The organism is Gracilibacillus boraciitolerans JCM 21714, assembly GCF_000521485.1.
Lineage (GTDB): Bacteria > Bacillota > Bacilli > Bacillales > Amphibacillaceae > Gracilibacillus > Gracilibacillus boraciitolerans.
In genome coordinates this window covers 193,887-205,995 of sequence record NZ_BAVS01000001.1, presented here as the reverse complement: position 1 = coordinate 205,995, position 12,109 = coordinate 193,887, and the positions used below count along the sequence as shown (strand labels likewise).

The 12,109-nt window shown below is 34.5% G+C and carries 14 protein-coding genes and 2 pseudogenes; 1 reads left to right on the top strand and 15 read right to left on the bottom strand.

The window, feature by feature from the left end; genetic code table 11:
* Window positions 1-18: 18 nt before the first annotated feature.
* From JCM21714_RS01065 to JCM21714_RS01040, 6 genes and pseudogenes are all read right to left on the bottom strand, one after another.
* Window positions 19-744 carry a pseudouridine synthase gene (locus JCM21714_RS01065; protein ID WP_035721011.1) on the bottom strand — a complete coding sequence of 242 codons (726 nt, stop codon included), beginning with the start codon at window positions 742-744 and terminating at the stop codon, window positions 19-21.
* Window positions 745-847: 103 nt separating this feature from the next.
* Window positions 848-1,380: pseudogene (locus JCM21714_RS01060) on the bottom strand (spore maturation protein).
* Between the two features lie 32 nt (window positions 1,381-1,412).
* Window positions 1,413-1,991, bottom strand: a complete 579-nt coding sequence (locus tag JCM21714_RS01055; protein ID WP_035721009.1) for a nucleoside recognition domain-containing protein — start codon at window positions 1,989-1,991, stop codon at window positions 1,413-1,415.
* The gene (locus JCM21714_RS01050; RefSeq protein ID WP_035721008.1) at window positions 1,984-3,093 is read right to left on the bottom strand and encodes a D-alanyl-D-alanine carboxypeptidase family protein; all 1,110 of its coding nucleotides are present in this window, start codon (window positions 3,091-3,093) and stop codon (window positions 1,984-1,986) included. Before JCM21714_RS01050 ends, JCM21714_RS01055 begins: the two co-directional genes overlap by 8 nt.
* 101 nt (window positions 3,094-3,194) lie before the next feature.
* On the bottom strand, window positions 3,195-3,779 hold the full coding sequence (scpB, locus tag JCM21714_RS01045) for an SMC-Scp complex subunit ScpB (RefSeq protein WP_035721007.1): 585 nt from the start codon (window positions 3,777-3,779) through the stop codon (window positions 3,195-3,197).
* Window positions 3,780-3,799: 20 nt separating this feature from the next.
* Window positions 3,800-4,528: a segregation/condensation protein A gene (locus tag JCM21714_RS01040; RefSeq protein WP_035721005.1), complete on the bottom strand. Its 729-nt coding sequence runs from the start codon at window positions 4,526-4,528 to the stop codon at window positions 3,800-3,802.
* Between the two features lie 135 nt (window positions 4,529-4,663).
* Between JCM21714_RS01040 and JCM21714_RS01035 the strand changes: the two genes are divergently transcribed.
* Window positions 4,664-4,747 (top strand): YjcZ family sporulation protein, encoded by an 84-nt coding sequence (locus JCM21714_RS01035; protein WP_035721003.1) that lies wholly within the window; start codon window positions 4,664-4,666, stop codon window positions 4,745-4,747.
* Window positions 4,748-5,132: 385 nt separating this feature from the next.
* Here the strand turns inward: JCM21714_RS01035 and JCM21714_RS01030 are convergent, their stop codons facing one another.
* The 9 genes and pseudogenes from JCM21714_RS01030 to spoIIAA all read right to left on the bottom strand — a co-directional run bounded on the left by JCM21714_RS01030 (window position 5,133) and on the right by spoIIAA (window position 11,987).
* Window positions 5,133-5,498, bottom strand: coding sequence for a GNAT family N-acetyltransferase (locus JCM21714_RS01030; protein ID WP_035721001.1), 366 nt, complete (start codon window positions 5,496-5,498; stop codon window positions 5,133-5,135).
* 292 nt (window positions 5,499-5,790) lie between these two features.
* Entirely contained in the window at window positions 5,791-6,231 is a 441-nt protein-coding gene (locus JCM21714_RS01025) for a peptidylprolyl isomerase (protein WP_035720998.1), read from the bottom strand.
* Window positions 6,212-7,543 carry a diaminopimelate decarboxylase gene (gene lysA, locus JCM21714_RS01020; RefSeq protein WP_052000314.1) on the bottom strand — a complete coding sequence of 444 codons (1,332 nt, stop codon included), beginning with the start codon at window positions 7,541-7,543 and terminating at the stop codon, window positions 6,212-6,214. The genes JCM21714_RS01025 and lysA overlap by 20 nt, the downstream gene beginning before the upstream one ends.
* A gap of 213 nt (window positions 7,544-7,756) precedes the next feature.
* Window positions 7,757-9,226 carry a spore germination protein gene (locus JCM21714_RS01015; protein ID WP_035720996.1) on the bottom strand — a complete coding sequence of 490 codons (1,470 nt, stop codon included), beginning with the start codon at window positions 9,224-9,226 and terminating at the stop codon, window positions 7,757-7,759.
* A 15-nt stretch (window positions 9,227-9,241) separates the two neighbouring features.
* Window positions 9,242-9,680, bottom strand: a pseudogene (locus JCM21714_RS01010) (stage V sporulation protein AB).
* Window positions 9,670-10,287 carry a stage V sporulation protein AA gene (locus tag JCM21714_RS01005; RefSeq protein ID WP_035720994.1) on the bottom strand — a complete coding sequence of 206 codons (618 nt, stop codon included), beginning with the start codon at window positions 10,285-10,287 and terminating at the stop codon, window positions 9,670-9,672. Before JCM21714_RS01005 ends, JCM21714_RS01010 begins: the two are co-directional and overlap by 11 nt.
* 150 nt (window positions 10,288-10,437) lie before the next feature.
* The gene (gene sigF / locus JCM21714_RS01000) at window positions 10,438-11,184 is read right to left on the bottom strand and encodes an RNA polymerase sporulation sigma factor SigF (protein ID WP_035720992.1); all 747 of its coding nucleotides are present in this window, start codon (window positions 11,182-11,184) and stop codon (window positions 10,438-10,440) included.
* A gap of 9 nt (window positions 11,185-11,193) precedes the next feature.
* Window positions 11,194-11,634: an anti-sigma F factor gene (gene spoIIAB / locus JCM21714_RS00995; protein WP_035720989.1), complete on the bottom strand. Its 441-nt coding sequence runs from the start codon at window positions 11,632-11,634 to the stop codon at window positions 11,194-11,196.
* Window positions 11,631-11,987, bottom strand: coding sequence for an anti-sigma F factor antagonist (gene spoIIAA / locus JCM21714_RS00990; protein ID WP_035720988.1), 357 nt, complete (start codon window positions 11,985-11,987; stop codon window positions 11,631-11,633). Before spoIIAA ends, spoIIAB begins: the two co-directional genes overlap by 4 nt.
* Window positions 11,988-12,109: the final 122 nt, after the last annotated feature.

Genomic DNA, 12,109 nt, shown 5'->3' with positions numbered 1-12,109 from the left:
GTGACAGTTATTCAACAATTATTTTGCTAATTTTTTCAATTCAGCGATTTCTTTTGGAGTAAGCTCACGATGTTCCCCCCCAGCTGTTAATCCATCTAGTGTTAGAAAACCAAACTTTTCTCTCTTTAATTTTAAAACAGGTGTTCCAATCGCTTCAAACATTCTGCGGATTTGTCTATTTTTCCCCCCCTGGTGTAAAACAATTTTAATGATCGCTGTATTCTTTTTTGGATCAACAGATAACGTTTTTACATAGTTAGCTTTTAACAAATCTCCTTCAGACCGTATTCCTTTTTTAAAAAGCTGTAAGTTTTCCTTTGAAGGAATTCCTGCTGTTTTCATCACATATTCTTTATTAATCTGAGAACTGGGATGTAATAATAAGTTGGTGAAATCTCCATCATTTGTCATGATTAACAACCCGGAAGTTTCATAATCCAGTCGTCCTACAGGATAAATTCTCTCGGGATATTCTTCGAAATAATCAATGACAGTTTTTCTGTCTTTATCATCACCAACACTTGTTATCACACCACGTGGCTTATAAAATAAAAAATAGATAAGCTTTTCTTTTTCGATTGGTACCCCCCCTTCTACTTTTACTTCATCCTGATTCGACACTTTAGTGCCTAATTCTGTTACTACTTTCCCATTAACCTCTACCAAACCATTCTCTATCATTGTTTCTGCTTTTCGTCTGGAAGTTATCCCACTTTTTGCAATTACCTTCTGTAACCGTTCCATCTTTTCACACTTTCTTTCTGTAATTTATATTTATATTTATATTGTCGTCCAATTCGATGATAACATATACATGAAAAGGAGTAGCGATTCATTTAGAACGCTACTACAAAAATAACCACGTAACAATTATTACAGAGACCATTATACCAATAAAATCAGCAATCAGTCCAACTTTTAGGGCGTCTCCCATTTTTTTATGCCTATTGCACCGAAATAAACGGTTAAAATATAAAGCGTGGTGTCCGTACTTCCCTGCATGGTCGAAGCTAGTCTGCCTAGAAATGAGTCTGGACCATATGTTTGTATGATTTCTGAAGTTACACTTAAAGCAGCCGTTCCACTAATTGGCCGTAAGATAGCTAGTGGCGCAACTTCCGCCGGGAATCCTATGGACGATAACAGTGGTTGTATAAATGAGATAAAAGCTTCTAACGCACCTGAACTCCTGAGTATTGCAATGGCAACTAACATTCCTAATAAAAAAGGAAGAAGAGAAACAGACATTTTTAAGCCTTCTTTCCCTCCTTCTACAAACACCTCATATGCTGGTACTTTTTTTATAATGGCGGTTAACAAGACCATCATCACTGTTATTGGTACCAGCCAAATACTGATTGTCGTCATCCATTCTATCATTTCAAGAGACTCCTTCCCTCAAAGATCATCGATTAACGATCTCTGATTTTTCTAAAGATGCGGTCAATAATGATACCTGAAATTGTGGCTATCATCGTTGCTAAGATAGTACTTGCTACTATTTCAGTTGGTGCTGCAGATTGATATTGCATTCTTATTGCGATAACGGTTGTAGGTATAAGCGTAATACTTGATGTATTAATAACAAGAAAAGTAATCATAGAATTGCTGGCTCGATCAGATTGGCTTAATTTTTTCATTTCTTCCATTGCTTTGATTCCCATTGGCGTAGCCGCATTACCAAGTCCGAATAAATTAGCTGAGAAATTAGCCAGAATATATCCCATTGCTGGATGATCTTGAGGTATTTCTGGAAACAATCGTTTTACTAAAGGTCGTGACATTTTTGCAAACTGTCTTAAGATCCCAGCCTCTTCTGCAACTCTCATTATACCTACCCAAAAAACTAAGACACTTGTCAAGCTTAGCACAAGAGTTACTGCTTCATTTGCACCTTTGAATAAAGCCTCATTTACTTGTTCCATCGTGCCATTAAACATAGCGAAAACAATTCCAATAATCGCCATCATTGCCCAAATAATATTAATCACTATTCATACCTGAAATCCGTTTAAGCTGCTGTCCTACCTTATTCCAAAAAGATTCGTCCTGGTTTTCATCTGCCGATATTTGATATATCGTGGTATCTGTAATCAATTTACCATCTAAATAATAGCCACGTTTTCCTATTTGTTGATATGTCCCGGGCTCCTCTAGCATATAGTTTTTTTTCTGTACGTTCTGTATCTCTTCGTCCGCTAAGGGATAAAATACTTCATCTGTAATATTAGCAATAATAATATTTTCCTGATTAACTGCTGATATCAATGGGAAGGTAGTTGGTTCTTGTAATTTACGAAGTGGGAATTTCTCAAATCCCCCCCATTCTAATAATTGAATATGATCTTGCCAATCATTTGGCGCATTTATCGTTACAGCAATTAAAGTTTGTCCATTTTTTTCTGCGGTTGAAACAAGCGTCCTTCCAGCTGCTCTGGTAAAGCCAGTTTTCCCACCGGTACTATATTCATATAAATGGGTCAGTAATTTATTCTTATTTAACCACGGATAATCTCTTGCGTTTGCCTTATAGGATGTAGTTGCAAAAATTTCTTTGTATAAGGGATTATTCATTGCATATTTAGTTAAAAGAGCCATGTCATATGCACTAGAAAAATGAGTATCGGAATCAAGACCATGTGGATTATCAAAATGAGAATGGTTCATCCCAATCCATCTTGCTTTTTCATTCATTAAAAAAGCAAAACCTTCCAAACTACCTCCGACATGCTCACTAATTGCGACAGCGGCATCATTCCCTGATCGTAACATTAAACCATAAACAAGATCTTTCAGGTTCATTTCATCCTCTTTTTTCAAATAAATGGAGGACCCTTCTGTTAAAATGGCATTATCACTTATTTTTACCTTTTCATTTAATTTTCCAGACTCAATTGCGATGATTGCTGTCATAATTTTAGTAATACTTGCTATCAAGGTTGGATTCTCTGCATTCTTTTCATAAAGTACTCTACCTGTTGTCTGATCCATTAGAATCGCTCTTTCTGCTGAAACAGATACACTTGCTTGTATGGTAGGGACAAAAGTTAAAAAACTTAACACGACACAAATGCTGCAAATTACTTTTCGCATAATACACCTCTTCTCGCAATACAATAACGTTTGTATCATTCTATGCAGACAAGCAATGCTTATGCACAAAAGATTAACCCTGCAGCAAAAGGCCTGCAGGGTTAATTATTAAGGTCCTGTAATCGATCAAAAAACAAATCAGCTTCTTCCTCGACATCAATTGCATGGATATCTTCTGGTAAGGGTGGCAATCCTTCAATTGAACTTAAACCGAAATAGGTCAGAAATTCAATAGTGGTTCCAAATAGAATTGGTCTTCCCACGCCTTCTTTTCTACCGACTTCTTCAATTAATGCTCGAGAAATAAGTGTTTGCAATGGTCTTTCACTCTTAACACCTCGAATTTGCTCGATTTCTACTCTGGTAATTGGTTGTAGATATGCAATGATCGCTAAGGTTTCTAATGCTGCCTGAGAAAGCTTAGTGTGAACTTTGGCTTCCTTGAATTTTGAAAAATATTCGCTATGCTCTGGCTTTGTCGTTAAAAAAAGTACTTGCTGCGATTCCATTAACATAATACCTCTTTTGGTATGCTCATATTCAAATTTCAACTCTTCTAAAAGATGGTTCGCCATCTCTTTATCCAAATCTAAGACTTTTCGTATATCTCTTTTATGAATACCTTCATCCCCCCCAGCAGCAAATATTAACCCTTCGATAATTGCCTTAATATCATTTATATCCAAATTATAAGCCTCCAATAATATTATGCTTGGTAACGATAAATAAACAGTTCATCTAAATTGCTTTCTTGTTTACAATTAATCTTTTTTTGTTTCATTAATTCTAATATTGCAATAAACGTTGCCACAATATATGTACGTGTTTTATTTGAAAATAATTCATAAAACGAGATTGGTTGATCGATAGTATCTATTTTTTTCATAATTTCATCCATACGCTGATCAATGGGAATTTCCTGTCTTTGAACAGAGGTTTCCATCGGTCTATTCCACTTTCTTCTTTCCATCACTTTACTTATTGCTTCTATCATATCATAAATATTAGCAGCACCTTCTGGTAATATTGGTTTCTCGTTAGTACTAAAAGGAGCAGGTGGCCGAGTGTGGATCTGACTTTGTTCGATCTCTCTTTGTTGGAGATGCTCAGCAGCTTCTTTGTATTTGCGATATTCTATAAGTCTGCTCATTAATTCTTCACGAGGATCCTCTTCATATTCCTCTTCCATTTCAACCGTTGGATTAGGTAATAACAGCTTACTCTTTATTTCAAGTAAAGTTGCCGCCATCACTAAATACTCACTTGCTATATTTAGTTCAAGTTGTTGCATGGTATGTATATAATTCATATATTGTAAAGTAATCTCCGAAACTGGGATATCATAAATATCAATTTCGTACTTGTTTATCAAGTGTAACAACAGATCTAGCGGTCCTTCGAATGTTTCTAATTTAACTTGATAATGATTTAACATGCCAGTTCCTCCAACTAAAATATTATAAAAATAGGCATAGTCATTATAGATGCCTATACGTTTTACAGGCTGAAGCATACATTAATCTTGAAAGATCAATAATCGATTATATTTAAATCAATAGGAGGTTTTAAAATGGGATATTCTTATGGCGGCGGCTTCGCGTTAATCGTTGTGTTGTTTATTTTATTAATCATTGTTGGTGCAGCTTGTCTCTAAACAATGCATGCTTATCGTCTCCGGGCGATAAGCAATTTTTTATGAGCAATAATAACTTATATAATGAATCACAGCAAGATAATATTCAATTACTGAATTGGTAATTATGAAATGATAATACAGAGTAAGAACCGCTTCGGCTTGTCCGCTTCCCTTTCCACGGGTTTTTCTCCTCAGCTAACTTTGGCAAGCCAAAGCGGTTGTTAGAACTAATTTAAATTTCAAAATGACTACTTATTAAATCGAAGTTATGACGCATAATCGTTCTTATATTCACAAAATTTAGTTTAATAGTTAAGATGATTGGATGAGTTTTTACTGGTTTATTTATATCTATTTTATGTAAAAGAACCTCTGCTAGTTGTGATTAGCAAAGGCTCTTTTTTTATTCACTCGTCTTTCCCAAACATTTGTGTAAAAACTTATCTGTCAATTCATTTGGAATCACTTCATACGATAAACCATAATGTTCTTTTAAAGCATGAACCATTTCTTTTCCGATTCCCATATTTCTATGAGAAGGATTTACCGTGATATGCTGCACGACTGCTGTTTCAGATTCAGAATCTAAATATACACCAATAGCTCCGAGGACATCTTCTTCCGGTTTCCAAAGGAAAAGCTGCCATTTATCATTGGTTTCGTACTCATTTATCGTATCTTGTAATTTTTTCACTTCTTTTTCATCAGGCATTAAAGAAAGTAATCCCATTGCTATCTTTTCAAATCTTTTTTTAAAGCGAATTAACATATTGAACCCCCCCTCATTATTCATAACAATATATATAGATATGTTATGTTTTCATCCGAAAGTCGTTACTATTTATATATTATTCCCTAAATCTAGCGAGATAATACAATTTCGAACCAATAATAACAGCCCCCCCATAAAATAGCCAAAACCATTAAAACAACAAATAATAAAATATTTTTTTTACGCATTACTATCGTCCTTCAATTTCTTAAGACATACTTGTATTTAACAATAATATATTACTTTAGTGATGTCAATTTTTATTTAAGGCAATTTCACTTCCGGTTTATTACAGTTCAGTGACGCGTACCGATTTCATCGTATCTCCTTGACGTATACGTAGAACTGTATCCAATCCTTCGGTAACTTGACCAAACACCGTATGCACTCCATCAAGATGGGGGGGTTGTGGCTCATGTACTAAGAAAAATTGACTTCCCCCCCCAGTATCTTTTCCAGCATGTGCCATTGATAATGAACCCGCTACATGTTTATGTGGATTTCCCTCTGTCTCACATTTAATGGTATAACCAGGTCCGCCCATTCCAGTTCCAGTTGGATCTCCTCCTTGGGCAACAAAACCAGGGATTACACGATGAAAAATAACACCATCATAGAACTTGTCATTAGCTAGTTTTTCGAAATTAGCTACCGTATTCGGAGCTGCTTCATCAAATAATTCAATCTCTATCTTTTCACCATTTTCAAATTCAATTACTGCTTGCTTCATTATTTTTTCCTCCTAATTCATATGACAGGTCATTTTGGACCATATCTTCAAAAGATTCTCGTTTAATCACTAATTGATCTTGTCCATTTTCAATAAACACCACTGCTGCCTTTGGAAAGCGATTATAGTGATTAGACATAGAATAACCATAAGCACCAGTAGAAAAAACAGCCAATAGATCATTTTCTTCTACTTTAGGTAATTCTATATCCAATATTAACATATCACCAGATTCACAGCACTTTCCTGCAATTGACACTTCTTCTTTATGCGCACCATAAACATTATTAGCAATTACTGCCTCATATTTTGCCTGATATAGCGCAGGTCTTATATTATCTGTCATTCCTCCGTCGACTGATACATACTTTCTGACATTTGGAATATCTTTAACTGCGCCTAACTTATATATGGTTAAGCCCGCATCTCCTACAATAGAACGACCTGGCTCAATCCAGATTTCAGGGAAAGACATATAACATGATTGCGTACTTTCTTCTACAGTATTCACTAATGCCTTTACATAATGAGATAGAGGTAAGGGATCATCTTCTTTGGTATAACGAATACCAAATCCACCCCCCAAATTCAAAACCTCTGATTCAAATTGATAACGATCTTTCCAATCTTTTAGCTTTTGGAATAAGCGTTCAACAGCCATTGTGAAACCGTTCGTTTCAAAAATTTGGGAACCAATATGACAATGTAAACCCATGACATGAATGGAGTCTATTTTTAATAGCCTTTGTAAAGCTTCTTCTGCTTGTCCATTTGATAAATCGAATCCAAATTTTGAATCTTCATTACCTGTTAAAATATAATCGTGTGTATGTGCTTCAATGCCAGGCGTAACTCTAATTAGAACATTCATTCTTTGATTATAATCGATTAATGTCTGTTCTAAAAGATCAATCTCATGAAAATTATCTACTACAATACAACCGATATGGTTTTTAACAGCCATTGAAATTTCCTCACGGCTTTTATTATTTCCGTGCATATGTATTCTTTCCACAGGAAATTCCGCTTTTAACGCAGTGTATAACTCTCCCTGAGAAACAACATCTAAACTTAAGTTTTCTTGTTTTGCAATTTGAATCATTGCTATAGAAGAAAATGCCTTACTTGCGTAGGCCACTTGAGCTCTTACACCTAACTCTCTAAAAGTATCTACAAACGCTCTCGCATTATTTCTTATTCTATTTACATCGTAAACAAATAAGGGCGTGCCATATTTGTTTGCTAAATAAACGGAATCAATGCCACCAATAGTTAAGTGACCATTATCGCTTACATCAAATGGGTGAAACATTACATTACCTCGCCTTCTACCATTAACATATTTATTATCATTGATATTTCAAATAAAATAAGAAATTAGGACAATTAGAAATCCCTTATCCTCACCTTTACATTGAAAGCGGGGGGGACAAGGGATAAAATTATTCCCATTCCATATCTGATAACAAAGTATAACGTTAATTTATCACAGCCACTCTAGTAGTTCAAGTGTTTATATTCAAAGTTAAGCCTGGTTCTTATTATTTTTCGGTCGTACAATACTTGGCCTTGTCTTAGACATTGGCATGGAAACGCGGAATAAGATTTGCCATAATGCTTTATCATTAAAAGGAATAAATGGCCATAAATATGGTGTCTGAAGTGATCTGGTTGATATCAAAAGCAATAAAAATAATGTGAATCCAATAACCAGACCTTTCACTTGGAAAGCAAAGGTCACAAGGACTAATAAGATTCTTGCCATTTTATTTGCTACGCTTAATTCATAACTAGGTGTTGCGAACGTACCAATTGCACTTATAGCAACATATAAAATAACTTCTGCACTAAATAATCCTACTTCTATAGCTATTTCACCAATTAAGACAGCTGCAATTAAACCCATTGCAGTTGATAGCGGCGTTGGTGTATGAATAGCAGCCATTCTTAGAAATTCGATTCCTATATCAGCTAATATTATTTGTATTACGATAGGAATGTTTCCTGTTTCATTAGGACCAATAAATTGAAGATTTTCAGGTAATAATGAAGGGTCTAAAACAAGTAATAACCATAATGGCAATAAAAATAAAGATGCTGCAATTCCACAGAAACGAACCCAGCGAATGAATGTACCCACTGCTGGTGACTCGCGATATTCTTCGGCATGTTGTACATGATGAAAATAGGTAGTGGGCATTATGATCATACTTGGTGACGTATCCACCATAATTAGAATATGGCCCTCTAAAAGATGTGTCGATGCTACATCCGGCCGTTCGGTATATCGTACCATTGGATATGGATTTAATCCCTGCTTTACTAAATATTCTTCAACCGTTTTATCTGCCATGGATAGTCCATCAACATCTATGTGGTTTAATTCAGCTTTAATTACTTCTAAAAGTCCCTGATCCGCCACATCCTGAAGGTATGAAATACATATATCGGTTTTCGAACGTTCGCCAACTTGTATGATTTCGTGTCTTAAACGATCATCTCTAATTCTTCTTCTTGTTAAAGCTGTATTTTCAATAATATTCTCTGTATATCCATCTCTAGATCCTCGAACTACCTTCTCTGTGTCCGGCTCTTGTGGAGCTCTGCCTGGATAATGGCGTACATCAATGATAAAACATTCCGATTCCCCATCCATAAAAATGATAAGAAGTCCAGACAACATTTGATCAATCGCTTCATCCATGGTTTTCGCCTTAGAAATTTGTTGATGCATGATCCTATTATTTAATTCTTCAAGTAAATTACTTTGAACATTCTCAACATCATTAATGGAAATTAATTTTTTCATTATTTCTATGATATAGGACGTATCCACCAATCCTGTTACGTAATACAGTTGAATTGTTTTCTTAAGTACAACTAATTCGCGAAAACCTACATCGAAGGAAACTCCTATTCCAAGCTTTGATTTAAGAAACTCTTGATTCTTTTCGATCGATGAATCGATTTGTGTAGTATTTTTATTTTTAACCATAATAAACTCCTTCCACTAGATGATATCTACAAAAATGATCCAATGAAACAGTGACCCAACTATTTTCCCAATAACAATTGCCATTAACAGCCATAAAAGCTCTTTGTCAATTCCCAACCTTCTCATTAACAAAGGAAATACGTTGAGAACTTCAGTTAAAGCAGCTGCCAACATACCAATAAAAACTCCATGTAAAATCCCCCCAAAAAGCTAACAAATAATAAGGTAAATCAAACGTGTAATCAGTAAAAGTAAGATACGTTCCAAGTAAGGCACCTATAATGACGCTTGCTTGATATAAGTCCAGCGATTTAAAGGACTTACTTAACTGTACAAGGCGGGGGGGTATAATCCCTAAAACTGTTAAAAAAGCGACAAATCCTGAGCCAACTATTAAACCTGAGCCAAAACCAATAATAATTTGGACTACAACATAAGTTGTATTAAGTATCATGCTGTTTATTCAAAGAATTTTCGTGGTAAATTAAATAATTATCCAAATCTTGTTGATAATTAAACATTTCAACTTCTAGTGGGCTCGGTTCTTCATTGAATCTTTTCTTGAAAATGTGATTAAAAAATAATATCATACCTAAACCTAATCCAATCGAGTAAGGAATTTGAATCCAAAGCGGTTTTTCTATCTTTTCTCCTGTTAATAAATAATATAGTCCTTGATGCACTTCTTTCATACTAACATCATAATGAAAATTAATAATAGCCATTGCAGACCCAATACATAGCAATAACCATACTAATAAAATGATAAAAATATTTGCCTTTTTGTTATTTTTCTTAATTTCAATAATAACTTGGGTAGCACCCAGTAATTCCACCGTAAGAAATGGATATTGATGAACTAAGGTTTTTAATAAGTGAAAACCGTCGATAATGGATACATTTTTATCCTCTTCTGTAATTTGATAAATTTTCAAGTTTTCCACTTGTGGTAAATAGCTAATATTTCCTGTTATATAGGAAATATCACGGAGCCTTATTAATTGAGTAGAAGCAACTGCTATTTTCTTTTTTAGACGAATGTAAACCTTTTCCTCTTCCATTATTAATCATCCTTTTTAGGAAAAGCGCTATCTTAAAAGTGGTTGAGTTAAATATGTATTACTAGTATGAGATGTTTTTTAGTTAATCATGCATGGCAAACAATTCTTTATTACATCACAAAAAAATTAAGACTAATCATATCGATAGTCTTAATTTAATATTTCCTCTTTAATTTTCTCCAATATTTTCTTCTCAATCCGTGAAACTTGAACTTGTGAAATTCCTAGTCGATGTGCTACTTCTGTCTGTGTTTTATCTTTATAATATCTCAAATAAACAATCAAACGTTCGCGTTGATCTAAATCATTAATAATCTGTTCCATTGTCAGTTTATCGAACCAATTATCATTTACATCTGCAATTTGATCCAATAACGTAATTGGATCACCATCATTCTCATAAACTGTTTCATGTATCGATTGAGGCTTTTTCGTTGCCTCTTGTGCATGGACAATATCTTCTGGAGCTATATCTAACTTATCAGCAATTTCATTGATAGTTGGTGCTCTGGCTAACTCTTTCGTTAAATCATCTGTCACTCGTCTGACTTTATTTCCTATTTCTTTTAAAGACCTGCTTACCTTTACCGTTCCATCGTCACGAATAAATCTCTGAATTTCTCCAATAATCATTGGGACGGCATAAGTGGAAAATTTAACATCATAACTCAAATCAAACTTATCGATTGATTTTAATAATCCAATGCACCCTATTTGAAATAAGTCGTCTTGATCGTAACCTCTATTCATAAACCTTTGAACAACTGACCATACTAATCGAATGTTTTTTTCCACTAATAATGATCTTGCTACCTGATCTCCTTGTTGACTTAATTCAAGATATTTTTTGACTTCTTTATCTTCCAACGGTGCTGCATTCGACATTTTTGTTTTCATGGAGGTCACCTAATTACACATACTTTTCGAAGTCTCGAAATCTTTTGTCATCTTCACTATTGTTCCTTCACCTGGATGCGATATAATTTCAACTTTATCCATAAAGTTTTCCATAATAGTAAATCCCATTCCTGAACGTTCTAATTCCGGCTTCGAAGTGTATAACGGTTCCTTTGCTAAATCGATGTTATCTATTCCTATACCTTCATCTTCAATCACAATGGATAAACTATTATCAGTTAATGTACAAGAAATGTAAATAAATTGAGTAGGATCTTCTTCATATCCATGAATAATTGAATTTGTGACAGCTTCTGATACAACCGTTTTAATCTCTGTTAACTCATCCATATTTGGATCAATTTGCGATAGAAAAGCTGCTACAGAAACACGTGCAAAGGCTTCGTTTGCGCTAATGCTTTTAAATTTCAATTCCATCGAATTATTCATGACGCTACCCCCCCCAAGCTGGTCAATGCGAAACTTTCATCTGACTCCAACCGGACAATTTTGAATAATCCAGACATATCAAATAGTCGCTTTACCGCTGGGTTAATCGAACAAACAATCATTTCTCCACCTAATTGCTTTACTTCCTTGTAGCGTCCTAACACCACACCTAAACCAGAACTATCCATAAAATGTAATTCACTTAAATTTAAAACCACATGTTTGATTCCTTTTTTGTTCAATTGACTTTGCCAGTCTATTTTTAATCGAGCGGCAGAGTGATGATCTAATTCTCCATTTAACCTGACAATTAATACATTTTCTACCGTATTAAATTGTGTAAACAATTGCATCTGAAACCCTCCCATTACTGTTCTATATTTATAGTTTCTCTATCTATTTATTAAAATCCTGCCAGATGACAAAAGTAGAACGGAATCGTCAAAAATTTACCTCTTATCATAATATTGTCGAA

What these genes read in the sequence shown, in the direction of transcription:
- JCM21714_RS01065 (WP_035721011.1), bottom strand. Translation starts at nt 744, where the DNA reads ATGGAACGGTTACAGAAGGTAATTGCAAAAAGTGGGATAACTTCCAGA.
- JCM21714_RS01050 (WP_035721008.1), bottom strand. Translation starts at nt 3,093, where the DNA reads ATGCGAAAAGTAATTTGCAGCATTTGTGTCGTGTTAAGTTTTTTAACT.
- JCM21714_RS01040 (WP_035721005.1), bottom strand. Translation starts at nt 4,528, where the DNA reads ATGTTAAATCATTATCAAGTTAAATTAGAAACATTCGAAGGACCGCTA.
- JCM21714_RS01035 (WP_035721003.1), top strand. Translation starts at nt 4,664, where the DNA reads ATGGGATATTCTTATGGCGGCGGCTTCGCGTTAATCGTTGTGTTGTTT.
- JCM21714_RS01030 (WP_035721001.1), bottom strand. Translation starts at nt 5,498, where the DNA reads ATGTTAATTCGCTTTAAAAAAAGATTTGAAAAGATAGCAATGGGATTA.
- JCM21714_RS01025 (WP_035720998.1), bottom strand. Translation starts at nt 6,231, where the DNA reads ATGAAGCAAGCAGTAATTGAATTTGAAAATGGTGAAAAGATAGAGATT.
- lysA (WP_052000314.1), bottom strand. Translation starts at nt 7,543, where the DNA reads ATGTTTCACCCATTTGATGTAAGCGATAATGGTCACTTAACTATTGGT.
- JCM21714_RS01015 (WP_035720996.1), bottom strand. Translation starts at nt 9,226, where the DNA reads ATGGTTAAAAATAAAAATACTACACAAATCGATTCATCGATCGAAAAG.
- JCM21714_RS01005 (WP_035720994.1), bottom strand. Translation starts at nt 10,287, where the DNA reads ATGGAAGAGGAAAAGGTTTACATTCGTCTAAAAAAGAAAATAGCAGTT.
- sigF (WP_035720992.1), bottom strand. Translation starts at nt 11,184, where the DNA reads ATGAAAACAAAAATGTCGAATGCAGCACCGTTGGAAGATAAAGAAGTC.
- spoIIAB (WP_035720989.1), bottom strand. Translation starts at nt 11,634, where the DNA reads ATGAATAATTCGATGGAATTGAAATTTAAAAGCATTAGCGCAAACGAA.
- spoIIAA (WP_035720988.1), bottom strand. Translation starts at nt 11,987, where the DNA reads ATGCAATTGTTTACACAATTTAATACGGTAGAAAATGTATTAATTGTC.